This window comes from Curtobacterium sp. BNK-1 (assembly GCF_048685235.1).
GTDB classification, from domain to species: domain Bacteria; phylum Pseudomonadota; class Gammaproteobacteria; order Enterobacterales; family Enterobacteriaceae; genus Pantoea; species Pantoea agglomerans.
In genome coordinates, this window is sequence record NZ_JBLQTJ010000004.1 from 431,888 (window position 1) to 454,284 (window position 22,397).

Consider the following 22,397-nt stretch of genomic DNA (forward strand, 5'->3'; position numbering starts at 1 on the left):
AGGCGCATTACTTAATTCCCTGTCCTGATAAATCACTGCTGCGCGATAACCTGAAAACTGGCGCTGGGGCTTGTCTTGTTATCCCATCCCCAGCGCCTGCGGCTTCAGGCCCGGACCTGCGTCACACCCTGGTGTGGCTCAGTCATTTGATGCACAGTATTAAGTAAAAATTAACGCCGTATAAATAATTCGCACAGTATCTTAATAACATAAGATTTTAATCTGGATGATTGCGGTTTATTCGCTGGCAGGAAAACAGGTCGCATGTTATTAAATTTGAATGTCGCGCTTAAATTCATTTGCATCCGGGAATTAAAACATGAAAAAGAGCTTATCCCTCGCATTACTGTTTTCGCTCACAACAGTTAGTCACGCGGCACTGGCGCAGCAGACCCTGCGCTTTGGCGTTGACCCTACGTTCCCACCGTTTGAATTCAAGGCGGCTGATGGATCATTACAGGGCTTTGATGTTGATCTGGGCAATGCCATCTGCGCTCAGGCAAAGGTGAAGTGCCAGTGGGTGCAAATGGGTTTTGATAGCAGCATCCCTGCCCTTCAGGCGAAGAAATTTGATGCCATCCTGTCAGCGATGTCGATGACCGATAAGCGTCGTCAGCAGGTGGCTTTCAGCGATATGTTGTACAACACGCCCAGTGCTTTACTGGCACCGGCTGCCAGCACGCTGACGACCGATGTTGCCTCATTGCGCGGTAAGACGATCGGTGTGGCACAGGGCACCATCCAGGAAACCTATGCCAAAACCAAATGGGAGCCGGAGGGCGTTAAAGTCATCTCCTATCCTAACCAGATGGAAGTTTATCCGGATCTGGTCGCCGGGCGTCTTGATGGCAGCCTGGCCAATGCGGTCTCTGCTGAACAGGGATTCCTGACCTCAGCCGAAGGCAAGCCGTACGCCATCAAAGGGACCCTGGTGGATAAAGTGATTTTTGGTGATGGCGTGGGTATCGCGCTACGCAAAGGAGATGAGGCAAACCTGAAGATGATTAACGCGGCACTGGCGGAGATGCATAAAAACGGGACTTATGACCAGCTCACCAAAAAATATTTTAAATTCAATGTTTATCCCTGATCCGCACAACGTGAAGAATCGCAGGAGTATGAAGACTATGGCGTTGCCCGAATACCACGTTCAGCGCGCGCGCTTTATGGCAGCGACGCAGAGCAAAGGTGCTGAGACGACCTCTTATCCGCATCCTCTGCCTGGTCCTCTGGGAGAAGCTCTGTATACAGACGTGGCACGGATAGGACCGGCCAGCGCATCACGTCTGATGCTGGTCGTTTCCGGCACTCACGGCGTTGAAGGCTATTATGGTTCCGATTGCCAGATAGCCTGGCTCGAGACCCTGGATGAAAAAGCGTTGCCCGCTGATACCGCGCTGTTGCTGATTCATCTGCTCAATCCATGGGGCGCGGCGCATTTACGGCGCGTGAACGAAGACAATATTGATCTGAACCGTAACTTTATCGATTTCAGTCAGCCGCCTCCTGCTAACCCGGATTATGCACAGTGGCACGGTATTTATCATGGCGACCGTGCAAGCGCCGATCGGCAACTGGCCGACGCACTCGAGGGCGCGGGCTGGCAGGCGGTTAAACGTGTCACAGAAGCCGGACAGTATAGTTTTGCTGACGGCTTTTTTTTCGGCGGTGAGAAGCCCTGCTGGTCACACCTTACGATGGCGGCAATCGTTGAACAGCATCTCTCTGTGGCGAAAACCATCATCAGCTTTGACCTTCATACCGGGGCTGGCGCATGGGGGCATCCGATGCTGCTCTCTATTGCGGAGCAGCGTTATACGGCGCATGACTGGGGCAAAGCCATTTACGGTGAGTGGCTGACCTTATTGTTTACTGGTGCCGGACGTGACAGTGTAACTGGTGTAACAGCAACGGCAACAGGCTATCTGTCGCACTATCTGCTGACGTCACTGGCTGACACCCGGATTTTGCCTCTGGTGGTGGAATGCGGGACTTACGAGGGTCAGGATATGCATCAGCGGGTGCGTGAAGATCACTGGCTGCACCTCTATGGCGACCCTGCCAGTGCGGGCGGCCAGGTGATAAAGCAGCAACTGGTCGAGGGGTTCTGGCCAGAAGATGCGGACTGGCGTGCATTGGTGGCTTTCCGCACGCAGCAAATCTTTCTGCGCGGCTGGCGTGCCCTTGCAGACACGCCATGATGTCATAGTCTGCCGTAAAAGGTCATACGCGCGGTTTCTGACAACGCAATATCCGGCTGCGTATTATAAGCCAGCACGGCCAGCATCCGGGTGACCTCGCCTTCAGTTGGGGTCACGCGGTGCAGGGAATTACGGCCACGAAACAGCACCAGATCCCCGGCATCTATCTCCAGCGCGTCAACGGTCTGGCGTTCTTCCAGCACTGCGTCGACACCGGCAAAGTTCATCTCACCGGCATCGGCATCCCGCAGATCTTTCACATACTGAAACACGCCGCCCGCCAGCGGTTTCTGTACCAGTAAGGTGATGGCAAATGAGGAGTTGTCGAAGTGCCAGCCCAGCTCCTGACCGTGTGATGCATAGTGCAGGTTGATCGAGGAAAGCGGGTCAGCATAGGGATAGAGCGCTTTTTCACCCAGCACATCGCACAGGAAATGTTTGAACAGCTCATCATTATAAAGCTGGCGCAGCGGCGAGTCGGCAGCGATAACATCATCAGTGATGCAGCCTTTGGTGCTGATCACATCCCGATTACGCGGATGCTCAGCACTGAAAGCGTCATCAGGTTTCATCAGATAGACATTGTGCTTGCTGCGGGTGTGATAAGCCTGGTGACGTTGTGCATTGCCCTCTTCGATGATCGCCACTAAAGCGTGTGGTTTTAAAAATTGACGCAGTACCAGCGCGCCGGACTGGTTTAACTGTTCACGACAACGTTGACGCCAGCCATGATCGGCCAGTGGATGAAGATCGAGACGGACAAGGGAACCAGACATAGCAACAATTCTCATGATGAGCAGGTGTGATGTTACTCTACCGGTCGCCTGCAACGCTGCGTAACGATAAAAACTTAATGCCCTGATAAGGAAGAGTTAATGCCTGCCCAATTGCCAAGGTTGCCAAAGATCAGCGTCATACAGTCATTTAAAGTGGCTGCCGAACTGGGCAGCCTGGCAAAAGCGGCCGCTCAACTGGCCTTAACCCCGGCGGCAGTCAGTCAGCAGATTCGCCAGCTGGAGGAGCAACTCGGCAGCGCCCTGTTTTTACGTACGCAGAGCGGCGTGATGCTGACCGAAACCGGCAAAGAGTATCTGCGCTATGTCACTGAGGCGTTTGATATTCTGCATCTCGGTCAGCAAAACATCCGCCATTCGGCCAGCGCGCCAAAACTCACGGTTTACACATTGCCGGCGCTGGCGTCCAAATGGCTGTTGCCCCAGCTGGCGAGCTGGCGCGACCATTGCCCGAATATCGATCTCTCGTTACACGGTACGCATTCTCAGGTCGATTTCACCGCGATGCCCGCCGATTTTGTGATCTGCTTTGGTGAGGATCGTTACCCGCAGTCAGATAAGCTGAAGTTGTTTCATGATGACGTGCTGCCGGTGGCCAGTCCTGCTCTGTTACATCGCTTTACGCCGGAAACGATCTTAAGCCAGGCGCCGCTGATCCACCTCGACTGGGGTAATGAAGGCCGCTTTCTGCCGGACTGGCGAAGCTGGTTTCAGGCTAAAGGCATGGACGAACCTCTGCCGCAGCCCGCATTCAGCTTTAATCTGACCTCGCTGGCGATTGATGCGGCCGTCGCGGGAGCTGGTGTGCTGCTGGGGCAGCGACGCCTTATCGCGGCGGAACTGGCACGGGGCGATCTGGTGGTAGTGGATGATCTTTGCCTGCCGCTGAGCAAACCCTATTACCTTGTCTGGCCGCAACGCACCCTGAGCCAGCCAGGCAGTGAGGCGATGATTAGCTGGTTAAGCCAACTGGGCGCGAGCTGCGAATAGCCCTTCGCCATGATCGGACTCGCCTGCGCCCGCCAGTCTGGAACCATCAGCGGGCGCAGGGTCAGATTATCACTGCGCCACGAGGTGATCAGATGTCATCATCCATCCGCATTATCCTCAACAATCACCGCCACGCGTTGCCCTGCACGTACAGCGCTGCCTGGCTGCACACTGACCTGCTGAACAATGCCGTCGCACGGCGCCAGAAGCGGGATCTCCATCTTCATCGACTCCAGCACCACCAAAATATCGCCTTCCCGCACCCGGCTGCCCGCCGTCGCCTGCACCTGCCATAAATTGCCGGAAACCGGGCTTTCAACCCCCTGCTCGCCTGGCTGCAGCGGCGCGTCGCCGCCTTCATCGGCCACACTTTCCTGGCTGTCGAAATGGGCCTGCCCGCTGGCGATCCAGCGGTCACGTTCCGCATTGAACGCGGCTTGCTGGTGATCGCGAAACAGACCAATACTCTCCGCTTCACGGGCGAGGAAATCCTGATATTCCGCCAGCCGCAGCGTGCTGTGCTCGATGCGCAGCGGATAGCGACCGAGGGGAAAATCGCGGCGAATCTGCAACAGCTCACTGGCTGAAACCGGATAAAAACGGATCTGATCGAAAAAGCGCAGCAGCCAGGGTTTACCGCCAAAATCGGCGACTTCATGATACCGGTTCCACATCTGCAGCGTGCGGCCGACAAACTGATAGCCGCCTGGCCCCTCCATGCCATACACACACAGATAGGCACCGCCGATGCCAACCGAGTTTTCCGCCGTCCAGGTGCGGGCCGGATTATATTTTGTCGTCACCAGCCGATGACAGGGATCCAGCGGCGTGGCGACCGGCGCGCCGAGGTAGACATCGCCCAGCCCCATCACCAGATAGCTGGCTTCAAAGACCGTGTTCCAGACAGCCTGCTCATCTGGCAGATCGTTTATACGGCGGATAAATTCCAGATTACTCGGGCACCACGGCGCATCCTGCCGCACGGTGGTCATATATTTTTCGATGGCCTTCTGACAGGCCGGATCGTCCCAGGAGAGCGGCAGATGCACCACGCGTGTGGGAACCTGAAGGTCATCACTCATGCAGACCCTCTCCCACTCACCGCGCACCCACATCAGCAGCACGTCGGGCGTCAGCGTCTCCGGCTGAAAGTGGATTTGCAGCGAGCGGATCCCCGGCGTGATATCAATAATACCGTTGCGGGATTGCGCTTCCAGCGCCTGCATCAACGCATGAATGCGAAAACGTAACACCAGATCCAGTTCCGGCTCGCCAGCCTCCAGCAGCAGATGCGTATCACCAGAGAGGCGCGCCACCAGGCGTTTATCCGCTGCGCCGCAGGTCATCACGATGGGCGAAATCAGCGGCGCAGACTGCCAGTCCGTTTCCTGTGGCTGGAGCGTGGTCAGCTCGGTGCGTCGGCCCTCTGCCAGTCGGCGGGCGGTAGGAATATCCACCGCGACAAACTGCACTTTGTCACCGGCTTTGAGCTGTCCCAGTTGCCAGAGGTCAGCCTCGATTACCGTCACCGGGCAGACGAACCCGCCAAGGCTCGGGCCATCCGGCCCCAGGATCACCGGCATATCACCGGTAAAATCGACCGCGCCGATCGCGTACGGATTGTCATGGATGTTTGAGGGGTGCAGCCCTGCTTCACCACCGCTATCGCGGGTCCAGATTGGCTTTGGCCCGATCAGGCGAACGCCGGTGCGGCTGGAGTTAAAATGCACTTCCCATTCTGTGGCAAAAAACGTCTCGATATACTCCGGCGCAAAAAACTCAGGCGCACCGTGCGGACCATAAATGACGCGCAGCGTGCGCACCGTAGCAAGCTCTGTGTGCAGTCCGACGGGCAGTTCCGTTCCGGTTGCGCTTGCAGAACGCGGAGCGAGATGCAGCACGTCACCGCTACGCATTGCCCGTCCGGCATGTCCGCCAAACTGACCAAGGGTGAAGGTGCTTTTGCTGCCTAAATAGTCCGGCACCTGAATGCCGCCGCTCAGACAGAGATAACTTCTGACGCCCGCGCCACTTATCGCGCCCAGCTTCAGCGTTGCCCCGGCCGGAATGGTAAATACAGAATTCATTGACTGTCCGACGCCATCCAGTGTGACAGTGAGCGGCGCGCCAGAGATCACCGCCTGAATCTCAGTGTTAAATTTCAGGGTGGGTCCATTCAGGGTGATTTCCAGCGCGGCGTCACCCTCCTCATTGCCCAGCAGACGGTTGCCCAGACGCAGTGCGCGATCGTCCATCGGCCCCGACGGCGGCACGCCCACCGCCCAGTATCCCAGACGTCCGGGATAGTCCTGAACGCTGGTCTGGGTTCCGGCACTCACCACTTCAACCGTTGCCGCCTGATAGGCGAGCTGCTCCAGGCAGCGGGTCCAGGGTTCGCCAGCCGTAAAGGGCGAGAAGGCCAGAATCTGCAACAGATAGAGGCGATTGGTTTCTACGCCATAGAAACGGGTCTCCGCCAGCGCCTGTGACAGGGTGGCGATGGCTTCCTCGCGAGTGGGGCGCCAGGTGATAACTTTTGCCAGCATCGGGTCGAAGAATGGCGGGACTTCACAGCCGGCTTCCACCCAGCGGTCAATACGCAGGGTTTTACCCTCGGCTGCCGGAAAGAGGACCTGGGTTAACAGCCCTGGCGAAGGCTGGAACTGCCGCCCCGGATCTTCCGCATAAATTCGCGCCTGCACGGCATGGCCCTGAGGATTCAGCGCGGCGGCTAACGCATGAAGCGGAGGAAGATCGCCTGCTGCCAGCTCAATCATCCACTGCACCAGGTCAACGCCCCACACCTGCTCCGTGACGCCATGTTCAACCTGCAGCCGGGTATTCACTTCAAGAAAATAGAACTGCTGCGCCCCGCTGTCATAGACAAACTCAACTGTCCCGGCGCTGCGATAGTTCACCGCTTTTCCCAGCGCGATAGCCGCCGCGCATAAAGCCTCCGCCATACCTGCTGGCAGATTCGGCGCTGGCGTCTCTTCGATCACTTTCTGGTTACGCCGCTGTACCGAGCAGTCGCGTACGCCCAGCGCGATTACCTCGCCCTTGCCGTCACCGAAAATCTGCACTTCAAGATGACGGGCGCGTTCGATATATTTTTCGAGAAATACCCCGGCATCGCTGAAGTTGTTCTGGCCGAGGCGCTGGACCGTTTCAAACGCCTCTGACAGCGCATTCGCATCACGACAGACCCGCATACCGATGCCACCGCCGCCCGCGGTGCTTTTGAGCATTACCGGATAGCCGACCCTCTCTGCGGCGCGGCGGGCTTCGCTGATATCCGCCAGCAGTTCACTGCCTTCCAGCAACGGCACCCCTTCGGCTTCCGCCAGCGCGCGGGCCGTGTGTTTCAGGCCAAAAGTCCGCAACTGCTGCGGTGTGGGGCCGACAAAAATCAGACCGGCAGCCTCGCACGCCTCAGCAAAGGCGGCGTTTTCCGAAAGGAAACCGTAGCCAGGATGAATCGCTTTCGCCCCGCTCTGCTGCGCGGCGGCGATGATCTTTTCCGTCACCAGATAGGTTTGTGCAGCCGGGCCTTCGCCAAGACTTAGCGCCACATCCGCCTCGCGGATATGTAAACTGCTCAGGTCGGCTTCGGAGTAAACGGCGACCCCTTTCACCTGCATGGCACGCAGCGTGCGCAGGATGCGACAGGCGATAGCACCGCGATTAGCAATCAGTAAGGTATCAAACATAAGCGAACTCTCAGGGATGCGGGTCGTCCCGCAAAATTCGATATTCCCTGGGGCCGTCCCCGGGGCTGACCGGCACGTAACAGGCGTACGCCGGTGGTGTGTTGAGAGGTCTGGCGCAAAAGGCTGAGAAACTCAGTCCCGCTTGTCGCCATGGCAACGCTGACTCAGTTCCACACCAGCACTTCGGCGGGCGTCGGGTTCCAGCCGTTACAGGGGTTATTCAGCTGCGGACAGTTGGAGATCAGCACCATCACATTGCATTCGGCTACCAGCTCAACGTATTTGCCGGGTGCCGATAGCCCATCTTCAAAGGTCAGACCGCCTTCCGGCGTAACCGGAACGTTCATGAAAAAGTTGATGTTGGCACCGATATCACGTTTGTGAAGGCGGCCATCGTGCAGGCAGGCGCAGAGAAAGTTATCCCGACAGCTGTGCATGTAGCGCTTATCCTGGGCATAGCGCACGGTGTTGCTCTCCTGCGAGCAGGCTCCGCCCAGGGTATCGTGACGACCGCAGGTGTCGGCGACGATAGTCAGCAGCGGATTGCCGAGATTCGAATAGAGCACGCTGCCGGTGGTCAGATAGACGTTTCCCTGACGACGCAGCGTGCGCTGAGGATCGTAGCGTTCCCGCGGGTTATCGCTGTTATAGAACAGGGTATCAATTGCCTGATTCCCTTCGAGGTCGAGCAGGCGCAGCGTCTGCCCTTTTTTCACTTCGAACAGCCACGGCTCGCCTGCCGGTATCACGTGGCGATAGACGGCATCTTCAGGACGACGATCAGAGTTGATAAGGGTCATCGCAGCCTCCTTACAGGGCAAAAAGTTGGGTGTTATGAAGCGCGCGCTGGTTTTCACCGCGCGTGACCATCGCTTCGCTGACGGCCTGCATATCGTCGGCCTGATACCAGCTCAGCTGAACCGGTCGCGGGAGATAGTCAGCGGCGGTATCCTGCGGATGTGGCAGCGCGGTCAGCACCATCAGCACGTCCATGGGTGCGTACAGTTCAGTGAAATCGCCGGCGCGGCTGTTGCCCGCGCTGAACCGGAAGCGGCCCTTCTCATCAACCGTGACCTTGCTGAAAAAATTGACGACCATCAGCAGATCTTCCAGGCCCAGATCCCATTTGCCCATCTCAACCAGCAGATTATCTGTGCCGTTGCGGTAGAAGCCGTTGCGCAGCTCCTGATAGCGTCCGGCTCCATACTTATCGTGCGCTTCCGCCGCGTTGAGAACGCCGCCAAACGGGTCGTGCCAGCCGCAGCTATCCGCCACGATCGCGGCCAGTACGCGTCCCATGTCGGAATAGAAACAGTGCCCGGTGGTCAGGCGAGCCGTATGCTGGCCTTTCAGGGTGTCCGGCAGATTCAGGCGTTCACTTTTCTCGTGGGGATTGAGCATCATCATGCTGACGTTCGCGCCGCCCTCGATGTCGGTCAGGCGCAGGATTTGCCCTTTGCGCAAAATCAGCGAGGTGTGCCCTCCGCCAGGCAGCTGCTCTTCGCGCAGGCTCGGAGCTGAATGAAAAAGTGCGGTCATTGAGCGGTCTCCTTGAAGGGATAAATGTTGTTTTTACTGCCGGTTGCCAGCTGCGACAGCCGCGTTTCATTAAGCGGGATGTCGTAAGTGATACGCGCGCCCCAGGCATTGGGGGCCTGAGGATCGATGCGCACTTTGTCGAAAACCAGCAGCCGGGTGCCAAGATTGAAGCCTTCGGCAAGGTCGTGAGTGACCATAAACACCGTCATGCGGGTTTCGCTCCAGAGCTGGAGCAGCAGCGCATGCATATCTTTGCGGATGCCGGGGTCCAGCGCGCCGAAGGGCTCATCCAGCAGCAGTACGCGCGGCTGCATCACAAAAGCCTGCGCAATGGCCAGCCGCTGCTGCATCCCTCCCGAAAGCTGCGCCGGATATTTATCGAGCGAATGGCCCAGCCCGACTTTCTCCAGCATCTGTTTTGCCTGCTCACGGGCATGGCGTTTTCGGGTGCCAAACAGCCGGCCAGTAAACGGTGAAGCCGGAAGTTCGAGGCCAATGGCGACGTTATCCAGTACATTGAGATGAGGAAAAACCGAATAACGCTGAAACACCACGCCACGGCTGCGATCGGGTTCCGCGCGCAGCTGTTCGCCATCCAGCGTGATTGTTCCCCGTGTCGGCCTTTCCTGCCCCAGCAGCAGGCGTAAAAACGTCGACTTACCACAGCCGGACGCCCCCACCAGCGAGCAGAATTCACCTTCTTTGACCTGCAGATTGATGCGTTCCAGCACCACGTGGTCGCCATACTCCTGCCAGATATTTTTGATATCGATAAAACTCATTCCCGGCCTCCTTCCGCCCAGGGGAAACAGACTTTGTGCAATTGACGCAGGGCGAGATCCATCAGCCACGCCAGCAGCGTGATCCAGATGACATAAGGAATGATCACATCCATCGCCATATAGCGACGAACCAGGAAAATGCGATAGCCCAGTCCGGCGGTTGCGGAAATCGCTTCGGCGGAGATCAGAAAGAGCCATGCGGATCCCAGCAACAGGCGCAGCGAGGTGATCAGCCGCGACAAGAGCTGCGGCAGCACAACCCGCAGCACCACCGTCCAGCTGTTCGCCCCCAGGGTTTGTGCTTTGATAAACAGCTCTGCGGGGATTTCCCGCGCCCGATGTTCAAGGTCGCGCGCCAGCATCGGCGTAATCCCGATAACAATCAGCATCACTTTTGACAGCTCATCCAGCCCGAAGACGATAAACAGCATCGGCAGGAGCGCCAGCGGCGGGATCATCGACACCACGGTCATAAAGGGTGACAGCGCCGCGCGACTCATCGGGAAGACGCCCGCAGCAACACCGATGCAGAGACCAATCAGTGAAGAGTTCGCCAGGCCAGTCAGCAGACGGCTTAAGCTAATCCACGTATCCGCCCACAGCAGATATTCGCCGCTGCGCTTGTCCGGCGTGAAGGCCATCCGATCAATGGCGGCGATCATCTGTGACAGTCCGGGCAGCAGTTTGTCGTGTGGGTTGGCTTCAAGACGCACCGCCGAACTGATAAACCAGACGGCGATCAGCAGTACAAAAGGTAATAGCATCAGCGTCAGGCGCATTCCCTGCCGGGGATAGCGGTTGATGTGGCGCATGGCAAATACTCCTGAGATCGGTGATTACAGCTTGCCCGCAGCGGCCATCTTCAGATAGCTGTCGTCAAAGCGCAGTTTGATGTTCGCTGTATCACCGACGGTGATGTTGCCAGGGAAGCTCATGCCGATGAAGTCAGCGCTTTGTGCACCCTCGCCCAGTAATCCCTTATCAAAGGAGAACGCGGCGACGCGCTGCATGGTTTTCGCCAGATCGGGGGAAGAAACAAATGTCTGGGTTTCGGCTGGGGTCCAGAACAGATGGGTGGTTTTCAGCTGCGCCTTGTATCCGGCGAGGTCAGTACCGGAATCGGCAGCCATCGCGCTCAGCGCCTGCGCATCTCCGGCCTGCATTTTCGCCATCATCTCAAACCAGGCCCCGGTCAGTGCCTTACCCAGCGCGGGGTTATCTTTCAGGGTCTCGGTGTTCACCACCATCATGTCAATCAGTTCGCCCGGCACGGCCGAAGAGCTGAACACCTCTGTGGTTTGCGGGGTTTTCTTGATCACTGAAAGCTGTGGATTCCAGGCAACCGCCGCCTGCACGCCGCTGGTACCAAAGGCGGAGACGATATCGGCATCGGAGGTGTTCACGACCTTAACGTCTTTTTCATGTAAACCGGCCTTCTCCAGACCGCGAACCAGCAGGTAGTGCGAAACCGACAGCGCAGGAAGATAGACAGACATCCCTTTCAGGTCGCTGAGTTTTTTGTTTACGCCTTTCAGCACCACACCGTCATTGCCATCAGAGAAGCTGCCGGTGATCAGCGCTGTGGAATCAATGCCGCCCGCCGCAGGTATGGTCAGCGCATCCATGTTGGTCATGGTGCAGCCGTCGAACTGACCCGCGGTGTACTGGTTGATCGACTCGATATAGTCATTGAGCTGGGTGATATGAATTTTGATGCCGTATTTGCTGGCCCATTTATCGATGATTTTCTCGTTGCTGATGGTGCCCCATGGCATCCAGCCCGCATAGATGGTCCAGCAGATATTGAACTCTTTTTTGACCGCGGCGAAAGATGGCGCGCTGACCAGCAGCGTCAGCGACAGAATAAGCGTCAGGAGGGGTGATTTTTTCATGGTTGACCTCTGGTTGGCACAAAAAAACGGGAGCAGCGCAAGACACCATTTGGTGCCGCTGTCTCCCGGGCTTTTGTCCCGCCGTGTAACCTCGCAGAGGTCGCCAGCTCTCGGACCAGACATTCACCTGCGTGAACCGGAACCCTAGCCAGCTATTTGCTATCAATTGTGTCGAACGCTGCTTACTGTTCAGACTTCAGCAAATGGCGTGCCAGAAATTAACTTACGTAAAATCAGAGAAATAGAGAGAGCATAATCCAGAAGGCACCGGGATGGTGAGTCAGTAACGGGCGTTGCACATTATCAGTGCCGGACAGGCAAGAGATATCAGAACCCTCAGTCAGTCTCTTTTCGTACTCACATCTATGCCGGAATGCAGACCCGGACCGTGACGCCCATCACTTATCGCTATATAATCCAATGCATAACGTATTTGAGGATAGTTAATGAAGCGCTTCTGGCAGGCATGCACACTCGGTTTACTGATACTCCTTCCGCTCTCTTCCCAGGCATCGCGCCAGATAACCGATCAGACAGGCCGCCAGGTCACGATTCCTGACCGTGTTGATCGTATTGTGGTGCTTCAGCATCAAACGCTGAACCTGCTGGTGCAGATGAACGCGACCGATAAAATCGTCGGTGTGATGGCGAACTGGAAGCTGCAACTTGGCGACAGCTATGCCCGCCTGGCTCCTGAGCTGAATCAGAAAGCGACATTGGGGGATCTAACGCATGTTGATCCCGAAAAACTGGTGGCGCTGCATCCGCAGGTGGTGTTTGTGACCAACTACGCACCGCAGGAGATGATCGACAGCATTACCGCGCTGGGCATTCCGGTGGTGGCTATCTCACTGCGTCATGACGAGCCGGGTGAAAAGGCAAAAATGAACCCGTCTATCCGCGATGAGGAAATGGCCTATGACAAAGGATTGCGTGAAGGGATTACGCTTATCGGCGAGATCATCAATAAACCGGCAGAAGCAAAAGCGCTGATTACGGCCACCGATGAGGGCCGCAAAATCGTCAGCGATCGCCTGAAGGATGTTCCGGCGGAAAAACGCATTCGCGCCTATATGGCGAACCCGGAACTGACCACCTACGGCTCAGGAAAATATACCGGCCTGATGATGCTGCATGCGGGCGCGGTCAACGTCGCCGCAGCGACTGTAAAGGGATTCAAAACCGTGTCGATGGAGCAGATAATCGCCTGGGATCCGCAGGTGATTTTTGTGCAGGACCGTTATCCCTCCGTCGTGAATGAAATCAACAGTTCACCACAGTGGCAGGCTATCGACGCGGTAAAAAATCATCGCGTCTGGCTGATGCCGGACTACGCCAAAGCATGGGGTTATCCAATGCCGGAAGCGATGGGGATTGGCGAATTGTGGATGGCGAAAAAACTCTATCCGCAGAAATTTCAGGATGTGGACATGAATAAGCTGGCCAATAAGTGGTATCAGCGCTTCTATCGCACCGCTTATCAGGGAACAGAGTGATGCGCGTACTGGCGGCGGGCAGCCTGAAAGCGGTCTGGCCCGCGCTGATGGCGTACTTTCCTGAGCCAGTTGAAACCCGGTTTGGCCCCGCCGGTCTGCTTCGCGAACGGATTGAAGCCGGTGAGCCCTGCGATCTCTTTGCTTCAGCCAGTGAGGAGCATCCGCAAAAATTGCTGAACGCTGGGCGAGCGCTGGCAGTCATACCGTTCACAACTAATAAACTCTGCATCACGGTTCGCAGCGATCGGCTACAGGCGGGAGACGACTGGTATCAGCTACTCACCCGCGACACACTGCGGATCGCAATCTCTACACCCACAGCCGATCCCTCTGGCGACTATGCGCAGGCCCTTTTCACCCGGATGGGCAAAGCCGGTGAAGCGGTGCGCCAGCGCGCAAAGGCACTGGTGGGTGGGCGTGACTCTGCACCGATTCCCGCAGGCAGGCTGGCGGCAGAATGGATTATCCTGGAGGATCAGGCGGATCTGTTTATCGGTTATGCCAGCCATCGGGCTGCCCTGAGCCAGATTGCCGGGCTGACAGTCGTTGATATCCCTGCGGTTTTCAATCCTGTTGCGCGCTACGCCTGTGCAGTCATTACGCCAGAGGCGCGTCGGCTGGTGGATTTTTTAGAATCGGAGCAGGCAAAAAAGGTACTGCGGGAAGCGGGGTTTGGCGGGGAGTAAATGCCTTTTCTGTCGCGGATGACTTTGCGCCCTGCCAGCATCTCGCTTTAAGGGCGCGAAACACCGCTCATTAAAGCTTAGCGAAATCCACCTTAAGCTTGTGACTGATATGTTCAGCCTGCTCGGTGGCACTATCAGCGTCGCCAGTCAGGATAAAAGCGATCGCGAAGGCGAAATCAAACGCCGCGCCCAGATCCTGTCCACTCAGCAAATTGCCATCTTTCACTACCGAGGCATTAACGTAAACGCCATCGGTAACACCTTCTGATGACGTCCCAGAACTGACATAGCGACGCCCCCTTAAAAGACCCTGTGGCGCCAGCACTCTGGCCGCTGCGGAGCAAATTGGGCAGACCAGGCGGCCCGCCTCATCATGGCGGCGAATAAAATCTATCACTGCCGCATTTGCCGCCAGATTTTTGCTGCCGTCAGGACCACCCGGCACAATCACCGCATCAAATAATCGCTCCCGATTCGCCTCCAGCAGTTCATCGGCGACAACCTTCACATGATGATAACTGTTCACTTCGCGATAGGGCTGACAGGCCAGGGTTGTAACCTGAACGCCCAGGCGTGAGAGGATGTCGAGAGTGATAATAGCCTCAGCTTCTTCAAAGCCTGGGGCAAGCAGCAGAGCAACATTCTTATCCATGAAAATTCCTTTTTAATTGGTGTGGATGAAGCAGAGAGCGTTTAATCCTGGTCTGTGCAGGCGCACCCTTTACTGATCCGAATCAAGTCTGAGCAGGGTTTTTAAACGGCAGCGGGCGACACTACCGTGGAGCGTCATGAAGTAAGTGCGTTTAAAACTCTTCCGGCTCGCCCGGCAGTGGCTCGGTCAGTTCCTGCCCCTTTACACCGGCATAGGTAATCACCAGTTCGGCTGGCTCATCCAGTGTGTAACCGCGATGCGCACTGTTGACCGTCTCATTGAGGGCTTCACCCGCATGGAAGGTGCGCTGTTCGCCGCTCTCTTTATCCTCAACAATCAGGGTGCCGGAAAGAATAAACGCCGCATTCGGCATTGGATGGGTATGCCAGGGCAATGACGTATGGGCAGGTAGTGAGAGCCGCATAACGGTCAGCTCAGGTTCGCCGGTGGGATAGGCCTCAAGAACGTCACCGTTCCAGGCCTGGCTGCTGCGCATCACTTCAACCGCGTTAACTTCGTTATCTTGCTTCGACATGGTTAATCCCTGTTAATAATCAATAGAATGCCAGTAGTGACCGATAGGTAAGCTTAGAAGAAAACTGTGTTGATGCCCGCCTGCGTTTTAATAAGCCTGTTAACAGGAATTTTCCGCCAGCGAACAGAGGGATGAAAACCGGCCATTAGCGGACTGGCTGAATGACTGATTAATTAATGTTCAATATTTGCGTTGTGGTTATAAGATATATTCCTCAGTCAGTACGCAACCTGTGAGTTCTGTATTATCTTTGAAGCCATCAACCACCTGAGGGATTTCTGATAATGAAAGGTCTGTTTACGGCATTACTCGCCAGTTCTGTTCTACTATTATCCGCCTGCTCAAAAGATGACGATAACAAAGTTAAAGTTGCGATTAATACCGGGCCTGATGAAGCAATCTGGCAGGTGGTAAAGCAGGTGGCGAAAGATAAATACAAGCTCGATGTCGAAGTGCTTAACTTCAATGACTATGTGCTGCCAAATGAAGCGCTGAATAACAAAGAAGTTGATGCTAACGCCTTCCAGAGCCTGCCTTATCTGGAATCACAGTCTAAAGAGCGCGGCTATAAGTTTGCGGTAGTGGGTAAAACGTTCGTCTTCCCGATTGCTGCCTATTCGCACAAAATCAAGAACATCAGTGAGCTGCAGAATGGTGCCACTATCACCATCTCTAACGAAGCCACCACGCTGGGACGCAGCCTGCTGCTGCTGCAGGCGCAGGGTCTGATTAAACTCAAACCGGATGTGGGTTATTTACCGACCTCACTGGATATCATCGAAAATCCAAAAAACCTGAAGCTGGTTGAAGTGGATACACCACAGCTGACCCGCACATTAGACGATCCCAACGTGACCCTGTCGATCATTAATACTAATTTCTCGGCTCAGGCTGGATTATCAGCGCACCGCGATGGCTTATTTATGGAAAGTGCCTCATCGCCTTACGTCAATGCGCTGGTATCACGTGAAGATAATAAAGACAGCGATAAAATTCAGAAGCTGAAGTCAGCGCTGCAGTCACCGGAGGTGGCGGCTAAAGCCGAAGAAGTTTACAAGGGTGATGCGATTAAAGGCTGGTGAGTTGCCCGATAATCGATCATTAAAGATCAAAAAAGGCCGCACTCTGTTGCGGCCTTTTTTATATCTGCACTTTTACAGGCACATCTGCCAGCACTTATACATCCGCGCCAGCCCGCAAGATCACAGGAACGGTTACGCAGCTGCGCCTTTGGCTGAGCAGAGAGGTGCCCTGCCCACAGACTGGCGACCCATTTCACCCCTTTAGACGTAAAACGTGCCTGAGAGAAAGCGTGCTGATTTTCGCCCGTGCCGGTATGCAGCGTAAAGTAGCCGGCCTGCATATGGTAGTGCTGCGGCGTCAGGGTGCCTTTTGCGCGATACATAATGTTGCGCTCCAGCAGAAACTGGCGAAACTCCGGTTCTTTCACTTTCAGCATTTTGCAGAGCTGCCGAAAACCCAGCGAGTCATCAACCTCAACGAAGTTATCAAAGAACGCCGCCTTGGGTGCCGAGAGAGCCAGCTGCTGCTCCGCCGCCTGACGCTGTTCAAACTGCTCAGCCCAGGCGCGAGCGGCTTCAGCCGGATTGGTAAAGTCAGGCAGATGGGTCGTCTTCTCGCGGTCCTGCCAGCGATCCAGCACTTCTGCAGTGAAGCCTGGCGACAGGCGTGCCACGGCCAGCAGCGAGTCACGCTTGCACAGACGGTACTCCTGACGCACTTCCCCTTCCCGCTCATACTCATTCACGCTGAGCGGCTGGGAGAGACGCTGAGCCGTCTCCAGACTTTTGATTAACCGCTTCACTTCTCCGTGTGTAATACCGGTCATCTGAGCCAGTTCACGACTGCTCATTGTGACCGATTGTTCCAGAGATTTGAGGCTTTCAGTTGAAATCATCATGGGTTCACCCCTCGCTAACGCTACCAATACCCGGCGGGCAGTCGATTAATTATACAAATACCTGTTCAAATATCCAGTGTTTTATTTAAGCAATAACGTAACTGGAAGCTGTTACGCAAACAACAGGGTGTGAGGCGGTTTGGCGGGCTGAAGCGTGCGTGCTGAATGCCTTGCAGGAGGCGTTGCAGGCTTTTGCGGCAGCATAAGCGGGTAATCCATCGCTCAGTTATTTACATATAATCACAATGTTGGACACAGACTCTTTACATTACAGTATAGTGAAGGCTGTCAGCAGGTTACAGGCCTGCCGGGCGCACTATTTTTGATTCGGGGTGCAGAGGCGCAATCTGGCCCGTTACCACTGGATGTCACCTTTTACTGGAGTAAGTCATGCAGCCGTTGAAAGTCGCCTTTATTAAAGCTAACTGGCACAGCGAAATCGTTTCTCAGGTTCTGACAGGATTCGAACAGGAACTGGAAAGCCGCGGTACCTCATACGAGATTAAAACATGGGATGTTCCGGGCGCTTTTGAAATGCCGCTGCTGGCGCAACGCCTGGCGCAGACCGGCAACTACGATGCGATTGTCTGTGCAGCACTGGTGGTGGATGGCGGCATCTATCGCCATGATTTCGTCGCGCAGGCTGTGGTAAGTGGTCTGATGCAGGCACAGCTGGCAACCAATGTGCCCGTCTTCTCGGTGTCACTCACGCCGCATAATTTCCAGCCATCGGCCGAGTTTATCGACTTCTATACTCAGCATTTCGTGAAAAAAGGTCAGGAAGCGGCGCGTGCCGTCTGCCAGATTCACGCCCTGGAACTCTGATACGATTGTAACGAATGCTGACAATGCGTTTGCCTGCGCTGTTAAGGAGAGAAAGTTGGAAAATACACGTCCGCCTCTACCGCCATTTACCCTGGCTGCACAGGCGATTGAAAAAGTCCGGCTGGCTGAGGATGGCTGGAACAGCCGGGATGCGGAGCGAGTCGCTCTGGCCTATTCAGCGGACAGTAAATGGCGCAATCGCGATACCTTTCTGACCGGCCGGGCAGAAATCATCGCCTTCCTGCAGCAAAAATGGCAGCGGGAGCAGCAGTATCGGCTGATTAAAGAGTTGTGGAGTTTTGACCAGAACCGGATTGCGGTGCGGTTCGCCTATGAATGGCATGACGAGCAACGGCAGTGGTATCGCTCATATGGCAACGAGAACTGGGCCTTTGATGAGCAGGGTTTAATGCAGCAGCGTTATGCCAGCATCAACGATCTGAAAATCAGTGAAGAACAGCGGCTGTTTCACTGGCCGCAGGGCCGACGCCCTGACGACCATCCTTCACTGAGCGAACTGGGCTTATAGCGCCTGCCCTTCCAGCGGAGAGCGCAGCTCTCCGCCGTCATCCACTCAGCCCTGCTCGTCCTTGTTCTCAACAAAGGTCGCTTTGTTGCGTGTGACCGTATAAGCCACTTTTTTAACATCTTCCGGTGACGTGGTCACTTCTACCGGTGCAATGGTCACCCGACCCATACCAAACAGAGTGGGGACATAGCCACCGACCTGGTGTTTTCCGGCCGGAACATGCAGCAGCATGCTTTCGCCGTTAGGTAATCTGCCGGCGTCTTTACCATCTACAGTCAGGAATACACTGGAGCCATCATCTGCGCGGGTCTTGATGTGTGAGACATCAATCTGCGTCGGGCCAGCAGCAAATTCATCTGGCGCATCGCTGGCGGCATGTTTTGCACAGCCAGTCAGTACAGCAGCAACCGTTACAACGGCGAGACTAAAACGATAACGCATTGGACACTCTTTCTCCTGATCATCAGAACCCGCTATTTTAGCGATTTAGCGGGAGGATGTAAGTGGGATAAGAGTCGGCATGCTCTTAAAAGAGGCTTAAAAGTACCGATTTCCCGGTATATTTGCGTAAAGAATATTTACTGAATAAATAAACAGTATTTTTATTGCCTGATCGCAGCGCTTTTAACCTGCTGATCAGCATAAATTTAATCGGAGAATAACAACGAATAAGCGTAGCGTCACAGGCACATAGCGCCGATTTGCCTTAACTCTGCCTCTGTTAATTGACTGTTATAAGGTTCATAGTGGTTGTTCATCCCCGGTTAATCCCGGCGGCCTTCCCCTCTACAGAGGGCACGATATGCATTCTTATACCACCGATACTGTTTGCGCCATAACCGGCACCCATCCCGCTAACCTGAAGAGCTGGATGAAGCAGGGATTACTGACGCCGCAGCAGTATCAGGAACGCTGGAGTGATCATCACCTCAGTGAAATCCAGACCCTGGTTGGCTTAACGGCCACTGGCGCGACGCTCGACGAAATCTGGCAAGGTCAGCAGGCTGCTTCGACGGTCACCACCTATGGCTGGGCGGCGCGCAAAGGCGACCTGCTCTGGCAACTGGAATTTGGCACACCGCTGTCGCTTTCACGCCAGATGCACACGATGTCCAGCCATTATAGCGGTGATGATTTCGTCATTAATCTGCTGCGGCCGCTGAGCGCCTGGCTTTACGCCGATCTCCGTCGGGGAGCGTCACGTCGCCTCAACCGTTTTGAGCAAAGCGTGCAGCAGCAGGCGGATAAAGTCATGCGCGCCTCATCGCGCAAGGAATCTTCTATTCCTCTGTTTCTGGAAGCGGTGAGCGTACTTGATAAAACCGAAATCTGGCTTGAAGCCATTCGTCTTACTGCGATGGGCTTTAATGTCGAGGTTGACTCGCGTGCAACCGGACAGCCAGCCGTTAAAACTGACCTCCATCAGCATCATGTGATGTGGTGTGGTGCCGGCATCAGCCAGCAGATGCAGGACTATTTTGAACAGCAGAGTCTGGATGGCCATCCGGTAATGCTCAGTGGACCTGATTGTAACCTGCAATTTGCCCAATCCAACGCCTCCAGCGCTGCCTGACAGCAGGCAGCGCCTTCTTTACCCCTGTTTTTCCGCGCCAGTAAATAATTTTTTTCGTTAAGAATCTCTTAAGGTGGTTCCGTATACTGGTGCCACAACCCTGACTCATTGACGAGACTAAGATGAAAAAGACCTTACTGACCTTCAGCCTTCTCCTGTTACCACTCACTTTTACTGCTGCTCACGCGGCCTCTGGCCTGACCGGTTGTGCAGCCAAAAAGCAGGAGATTGAGACCCAGCTCTCTTTTGCCCGCCAGCACAATAATACCCATCAGGTTGCCGGCCTTGAAAAAGCGCTTAGCGAAGTAAATCAGAACTGTACCGAAAGCAGTCTGCTAAAGCAGCGTCAGGAAAAAGTGGCAGAGAAAAAGTTGAAGGTACAGGAACGCGAACAGGAACTGGCTAAAGCGAAAGCAGAAGGCCGCAGCGCCAGCAAGATCCAGAAGCGCGAAGATAAACTGGCTGACGCTCGCCAGGAACTGAAAGAAGCCGAGCAGGCTCTGCATCAGTAAAACTCATTCTGGCCAGCCACTGCGCTGGCCCGTTATTCTCCCTTCCCCAGCCCTGACCCTCTCTCCTTTCTAAATACCTGATTAGCCTGCGCTATTAACGTCCAATCCATTACTTTATGTAATCCTTTGATTACTTATTCTCATGCACTTAATTGGTGCAGTAAAGTCAACATGGTTACGATCAATTATTTAACTTTTTGAACGCCCTCAAAGATTTGAAAGATAGCGATATTTCCTGTCCTATGCAGAAATTACGCACTCCACGCGCATCTTTATTCGTCTGTAAGGGGCCAGCAATACTAATCTATTCACTTACCCTGCCCCAAAACAGGGCATTACTGCGTTGTGTCATGGCTGATGCCACATCTTATTTGTTTCAGTAGTGTTAGATTATGTCGGCGCAATGCAATGCGCTCTCCATCCACGGCTCCACACAATAAATAACTTCATTAAGAAAGGTTTTTTATGGATAAGTTATCTTATGCGTCTGAAAGCAGCACATCTGCCTGGTCCACCTATTTACAGCAAATCGACCGGGTTGCGCCCTATCTGGGCGATCTTTCACGTTGGATAGATACTTTGCGTCATCCAAAACGTGCGTTGATTGTTGATATTCCTCTCCAGATGGATGATGGCTCAATTCGCCATTTCGAAGGCTATCGCGTTCAGCACAACCTTTCGCGCGGCCCAGGAAAAGGCGGTATTCGCTACCATCCGGATGTCGACCTTAATGAAGTGATGGCGCTCTCCGCATGGATGACCATCAAATGTGCGGCGGTTAACCTGCCTTATGGCGGCGCTAAAGGCGGCATCCGCGTTGATCCGTTCAAACTGTCCGACGGTGAACTTGAGCGACTGACCCGCCGTTACACCAGCGAGATCGGCATCATCATCGGGCCGCAAAAAGATATTCCTGCGCCAGACGTCGGGACCAACAGCAAAGTGATGGCGTGGATGATGGATACCTACTCCATGAACCACGGTACAACGATTACCGGCGTTGTCACGGGCAAACCGATTCATCTGGGCGGTTCACTGGGGCGTGAAAAAGCCACCGGTCGCGGCGTGTTTATTACGGGACGCGAAGTGGCACGCCGTGCAGGTATTGAAATTGAAGGCGCACGCGTTGCGGTCCAGGGCTTCGGTAACGTCGGCAGCGAAGCGGCACGCCTGTTTGATGAGGCGGGTGCTCGTGTGGTAGTGATTCAGGATCACACCGCGACGCTGTTTAATGCCGATGGCATCAACATGGCTGCCCTGACCGAATGGCAGATCGCCAATAAGCAGATTGCCGGTTTCCCTGGTGCGCAGAGCATTGATAAAGAGGCGTTCTGGACCACAGGGATGGATATTCTGATCCCGGCGGCACTGGAAGGTCAGATTACCCGTGAGCGTGCTGAAGTCCTGAGTTGCAAAATCGTGCTGGAAGGCGCAAACGGCCCGACCTATCCGGATGCCGATGACATGCTGGCCACCCGCGGCATTATCGTGGTGCCGGACGTGGTCTGTAATGCCGGTGGCGTGACCGTCAGCTACTTCGAGTGGGTTCAGGACATGGCCAGCTTCTTCTGGAGCGAAGATGAGATCAATCGTCGCTCAGACAAGATCATGACGGAAGCGATGGTACACGTCTGGGAAAAGTCGAAGGAGAAAGATTGCTCGCTGCGTACCGCGGCCTATATCGTGGCCTGTGAGCGTATTCTGATGGCGCGTAAAGATCGCGGTATCTACCCGGGTTAATGCCTGTGGCGCTGTTGCCT

General features: G+C 55.1%; 22 protein-coding genes and 1 riboswitch. Of the genes, 11 read left to right on the forward strand and 11 right to left on the reverse strand.

Translation table 11 applies throughout. The features are described 5' to 3' along the window. Positions 1-319: 319 nt before the first annotated feature. On the forward strand, positions 320-1,090 hold the full coding sequence (locus tag ACMGGP_RS22450; protein ID WP_129063363.1) for an ABC transporter substrate-binding protein: 771 nt from the start codon (positions 320-322) through the stop codon (positions 1,088-1,090). 37 nt (positions 1,091-1,127) lie between these two features. Next, positions 1,128-2,201 carry a DUF2817 domain-containing protein gene (locus ACMGGP_RS22455; protein ID WP_045140107.1) on the forward strand — a complete coding sequence of 358 codons (1,074 nt, stop codon included), beginning with the start codon at positions 1,128-1,130 and terminating at the stop codon, positions 2,199-2,201. A gap of 2 nt (positions 2,202-2,203) precedes the next feature. On the opposite strand, the gene ACMGGP_RS22460 is transcribed toward ACMGGP_RS22455, so the two are convergent. Beyond that, entirely contained in the window at positions 2,204-2,977 is a 774-nt protein-coding gene (locus ACMGGP_RS22460) for a HalD/BesD family halogenase (protein WP_061703469.1), read from the reverse strand. Positions 2,978-3,076: 99 nt separating this feature from the next. Between ACMGGP_RS22460 and ACMGGP_RS22465 the strand changes: the two genes are divergently transcribed. Beyond that, positions 3,077-3,985, forward strand: a complete 909-nt coding sequence (locus tag ACMGGP_RS22465) for a LysR substrate-binding domain-containing protein (RefSeq protein ID WP_122459803.1) — start codon at positions 3,077-3,079, stop codon at positions 3,983-3,985. A 98-nt stretch (positions 3,986-4,083) separates the two neighbouring features. Here ACMGGP_RS22465 and uca read toward each other — a convergent pair whose 3' ends face one another. The 6 genes from uca to ACMGGP_RS22495 all read right to left on the reverse strand — a co-directional run bounded on the left by uca (position 4,084) and on the right by ACMGGP_RS22495 (position 11,908). Further along, positions 4,084-7,695, reverse strand: coding sequence for an urea carboxylase (gene uca / locus ACMGGP_RS22470; RefSeq protein ID WP_498798929.1), 3,612 nt, complete (start codon positions 7,693-7,695; stop codon positions 4,084-4,086). 164 nt (positions 7,696-7,859) lie between these two features. Further along, complete coding sequence (locus tag ACMGGP_RS22475) at positions 7,860-8,495, reverse strand: urea amidolyase associated protein UAAP2 (RefSeq protein WP_010670353.1); 636 nt, start codon at positions 8,493-8,495, stop codon at positions 7,860-7,862. Positions 8,496-8,505: 10 nt separating this feature from the next. Further along, the gene (locus ACMGGP_RS22480) at positions 8,506-9,234 is read right to left on the reverse strand and encodes an urea amidolyase associated protein UAAP1 (protein ID WP_064690779.1); all 729 of its coding nucleotides are present in this window, start codon (positions 9,232-9,234) and stop codon (positions 8,506-8,508) included. After that, positions 9,231-10,016 carry an ABC transporter ATP-binding protein gene (locus ACMGGP_RS22485; protein WP_033787023.1) on the reverse strand — a complete coding sequence of 262 codons (786 nt, stop codon included), beginning with the start codon at positions 10,014-10,016 and terminating at the stop codon, positions 9,231-9,233. Before ACMGGP_RS22485 ends, ACMGGP_RS22480 begins: the two co-directional genes overlap by 4 nt. Then, on the reverse strand, positions 10,013-10,828 hold the full coding sequence (locus ACMGGP_RS22490; RefSeq protein WP_498798930.1) for an ABC transporter permease: 816 nt from the start codon (positions 10,826-10,828) through the stop codon (positions 10,013-10,015). Before ACMGGP_RS22490 ends, ACMGGP_RS22485 begins: the two co-directional genes overlap by 4 nt. Positions 10,829-10,852: 24 nt before the next feature. Further along, the gene (locus tag ACMGGP_RS22495; protein ID WP_256849652.1) at positions 10,853-11,908 is read right to left on the reverse strand and encodes a putative urea ABC transporter substrate-binding protein; all 1,056 of its coding nucleotides are present in this window, start codon (positions 11,906-11,908) and stop codon (positions 10,853-10,855) included. A gap of 60 nt (positions 11,909-11,968) precedes the next feature. Next, positions 11,969-12,067, reverse strand: a riboswitch (guanidine-I (ykkC/yxkD leader). Between the two features lie 287 nt (positions 12,068-12,354). Here ACMGGP_RS22495 and ACMGGP_RS22500 point away from each other — a divergent pair. Both ACMGGP_RS22500 and ACMGGP_RS22505 read left to right on the forward strand, forming a co-directional pair. Continuing rightward, positions 12,355-13,404 carry an ABC transporter substrate-binding protein gene (locus ACMGGP_RS22500; protein ID WP_498798931.1) on the forward strand — a complete coding sequence of 350 codons (1,050 nt, stop codon included), beginning with the start codon at positions 12,355-12,357 and terminating at the stop codon, positions 13,402-13,404. Beyond that, the gene (locus tag ACMGGP_RS22505) at positions 13,404-14,090 is read left to right on the forward strand and encodes a molybdate ABC transporter substrate-binding protein (protein ID WP_498798932.1); all 687 of its coding nucleotides are present in this window, start codon (positions 13,404-13,406) and stop codon (positions 14,088-14,090) included. Before ACMGGP_RS22500 ends, ACMGGP_RS22505 begins: the two co-directional genes overlap by 1 nt. A 70-nt stretch (positions 14,091-14,160) precedes the next feature. Here the strand turns inward: ACMGGP_RS22505 and ACMGGP_RS22510 are convergent, their stop codons facing one another. Continuing rightward, entirely contained in the window at positions 14,161-14,742 is a 582-nt protein-coding gene (locus tag ACMGGP_RS22510) for a DJ-1/PfpI family protein (protein ID WP_022624327.1), read from the reverse strand. 151 nt (positions 14,743-14,893) lie between these two features. Continuing rightward, a complete protein-coding gene (locus ACMGGP_RS22515) occupies positions 14,894-15,277 on the reverse strand; it encodes a cupin domain-containing protein (protein WP_498798933.1) in 384 nt (127 codons plus the stop codon). A 284-nt stretch (positions 15,278-15,561) separates the two neighbouring features. Between ACMGGP_RS22515 and ACMGGP_RS22520 the strand changes: the two genes are divergently transcribed. Continuing rightward, positions 15,562-16,359 (forward strand): MetQ/NlpA family ABC transporter substrate-binding protein, encoded by a 798-nt coding sequence (locus tag ACMGGP_RS22520; protein WP_010247110.1) that lies wholly within the window; start codon positions 15,562-15,564, stop codon positions 16,357-16,359. Between the two features lie 26 nt (positions 16,360-16,385). Here the strand turns inward: ACMGGP_RS22520 and ACMGGP_RS22525 are convergent, their stop codons facing one another. Next, positions 16,386-17,198, reverse strand: coding sequence for a phage antirepressor KilAC domain-containing protein (locus ACMGGP_RS22525; RefSeq protein ID WP_498798934.1), 813 nt, complete (start codon positions 17,196-17,198; stop codon positions 16,386-16,388). 390 nt (positions 17,199-17,588) lie between these two features. On the opposite strand from ACMGGP_RS22525, the gene ACMGGP_RS22530 reads away from it, so the two are divergent. Continuing rightward, a complete protein-coding gene (locus ACMGGP_RS22530; RefSeq protein WP_010247107.1) occupies positions 17,589-18,023 on the forward strand; it encodes a 6,7-dimethyl-8-ribityllumazine synthase in 435 nt (144 codons plus the stop codon). 55 nt (positions 18,024-18,078) lie between these two features. Beyond that, positions 18,079-18,552, forward strand: a complete 474-nt coding sequence (locus tag ACMGGP_RS22535) for a nuclear transport factor 2 family protein (protein ID WP_010247104.1) — start codon at positions 18,079-18,081, stop codon at positions 18,550-18,552. A gap of 45 nt (positions 18,553-18,597) precedes the next feature. Here the strand turns inward: ACMGGP_RS22535 and ACMGGP_RS22540 are convergent, their stop codons facing one another. Continuing rightward, positions 18,598-18,993, reverse strand: coding sequence for a hypothetical protein (locus tag ACMGGP_RS22540; protein ID WP_010247102.1), 396 nt, complete (start codon positions 18,991-18,993; stop codon positions 18,598-18,600). 361 nt (positions 18,994-19,354) lie between these two features. Here ACMGGP_RS22540 and ACMGGP_RS22545 point away from each other — a divergent pair, with 361 nt between their 5' ends. The 3 genes from ACMGGP_RS22545 to ACMGGP_RS22555 all read left to right on the forward strand — a co-directional run bounded on the left by ACMGGP_RS22545 (position 19,355) and on the right by ACMGGP_RS22555 (position 22,377). Continuing rightward, a complete protein-coding gene (locus tag ACMGGP_RS22545; protein ID WP_172609089.1) occupies positions 19,355-20,125 on the forward strand; it encodes a MerR family transcriptional regulator in 771 nt (256 codons plus the stop codon). Positions 20,126-20,247: 122 nt separating this feature from the next. Continuing rightward, positions 20,248-20,637 (forward strand): DUF1090 domain-containing protein, encoded by a 390-nt coding sequence (locus tag ACMGGP_RS22550; RefSeq protein ID WP_010247098.1) that lies wholly within the window; start codon positions 20,248-20,250, stop codon positions 20,635-20,637. Positions 20,638-21,102: 465 nt separating this feature from the next. Further along, a complete protein-coding gene (locus ACMGGP_RS22555; protein WP_010247095.1) occupies positions 21,103-22,377 on the forward strand; it encodes a Glu/Leu/Phe/Val family dehydrogenase in 1,275 nt (424 codons plus the stop codon). The last annotated feature ends 20 nt before the right edge of the window (positions 22,378-22,397 follow it).

Excerpts from the sequence above, each read along its gene's own strand:
- ACMGGP_RS22450 (WP_129063363.1), top strand. The coding sequence starts at position 320 with ATGAAAAAGAGCTTATCCCTCGCATTACTGTTTTCGCTCACAACAGTT.
- ACMGGP_RS22455 (WP_045140107.1), top strand. The coding sequence starts at position 1,128 with ATGGCGTTGCCCGAATACCACGTTCAGCGCGCGCGCTTTATGGCAGCG.
- ACMGGP_RS22460 (WP_061703469.1), bottom strand. The coding sequence starts at position 2,977 with ATGTCTGGTTCCCTTGTCCGTCTCGATCTTCATCCACTGGCCGATCAT.
- ACMGGP_RS22465 (WP_122459803.1), top strand. The coding sequence starts at position 3,077 with ATGCCTGCCCAATTGCCAAGGTTGCCAAAGATCAGCGTCATACAGTCA.
- uca (WP_498798929.1), bottom strand. The coding sequence starts at position 7,695 with ATGTTTGATACCTTACTGATTGCTAATCGCGGTGCTATCGCCTGTCGC.
- ACMGGP_RS22475 (WP_010670353.1), bottom strand. The coding sequence starts at position 8,495 with ATGACCCTTATCAACTCTGATCGTCGTCCTGAAGATGCCGTCTATCGC.
- ACMGGP_RS22480 (WP_064690779.1), bottom strand. The coding sequence starts at position 9,234 with ATGACCGCACTTTTTCATTCAGCTCCGAGCCTGCGCGAAGAGCAGCTG.
- ACMGGP_RS22485 (WP_033787023.1), bottom strand. The coding sequence starts at position 10,016 with ATGAGTTTTATCGATATCAAAAATATCTGGCAGGAGTATGGCGACCAC.
- ACMGGP_RS22490 (WP_498798930.1), bottom strand. The coding sequence starts at position 10,828 with ATGCGCCACATCAACCGCTATCCCCGGCAGGGAATGCGCCTGACGCTG.
- ACMGGP_RS22495 (WP_256849652.1), bottom strand. The coding sequence starts at position 11,908 with ATGAAAAAATCACCCCTCCTGACGCTTATTCTGTCGCTGACGCTGCTG.
- ACMGGP_RS22500 (WP_498798931.1), top strand. The coding sequence starts at position 12,355 with ATGAAGCGCTTCTGGCAGGCATGCACACTCGGTTTACTGATACTCCTT.
- ACMGGP_RS22505 (WP_498798932.1), top strand. The coding sequence starts at position 13,404 with ATGCGCGTACTGGCGGCGGGCAGCCTGAAAGCGGTCTGGCCCGCGCTG.
- ACMGGP_RS22510 (WP_022624327.1), bottom strand. The coding sequence starts at position 14,742 with ATGGATAAGAATGTTGCTCTGCTGCTTGCCCCAGGCTTTGAAGAAGCT.
- ACMGGP_RS22515 (WP_498798933.1), bottom strand. The coding sequence starts at position 15,277 with ATGTCGAAGCAAGATAACGAAGTTAACGCGGTTGAAGTGATGCGCAGC.
- ACMGGP_RS22520 (WP_010247110.1), top strand. The coding sequence starts at position 15,562 with ATGAAAGGTCTGTTTACGGCATTACTCGCCAGTTCTGTTCTACTATTA.
- ACMGGP_RS22525 (WP_498798934.1), bottom strand. The coding sequence starts at position 17,198 with ATGATGATTTCAACTGAAAGCCTCAAATCTCTGGAACAATCGGTCACA.
- ACMGGP_RS22530 (WP_010247107.1), top strand. The coding sequence starts at position 17,589 with ATGCAGCCGTTGAAAGTCGCCTTTATTAAAGCTAACTGGCACAGCGAA.
- ACMGGP_RS22540 (WP_010247102.1), bottom strand. The coding sequence starts at position 18,993 with ATGCGTTATCGTTTTAGTCTCGCCGTTGTAACGGTTGCTGCTGTACTG.
- ACMGGP_RS22545 (WP_172609089.1), top strand. The coding sequence starts at position 19,355 with ATGCATTCTTATACCACCGATACTGTTTGCGCCATAACCGGCACCCAT.
- ACMGGP_RS22550 (WP_010247098.1), top strand. The coding sequence starts at position 20,248 with ATGAAAAAGACCTTACTGACCTTCAGCCTTCTCCTGTTACCACTCACT.
- ACMGGP_RS22555 (WP_010247095.1), top strand. The coding sequence starts at position 21,103 with ATGGATAAGTTATCTTATGCGTCTGAAAGCAGCACATCTGCCTGGTCC.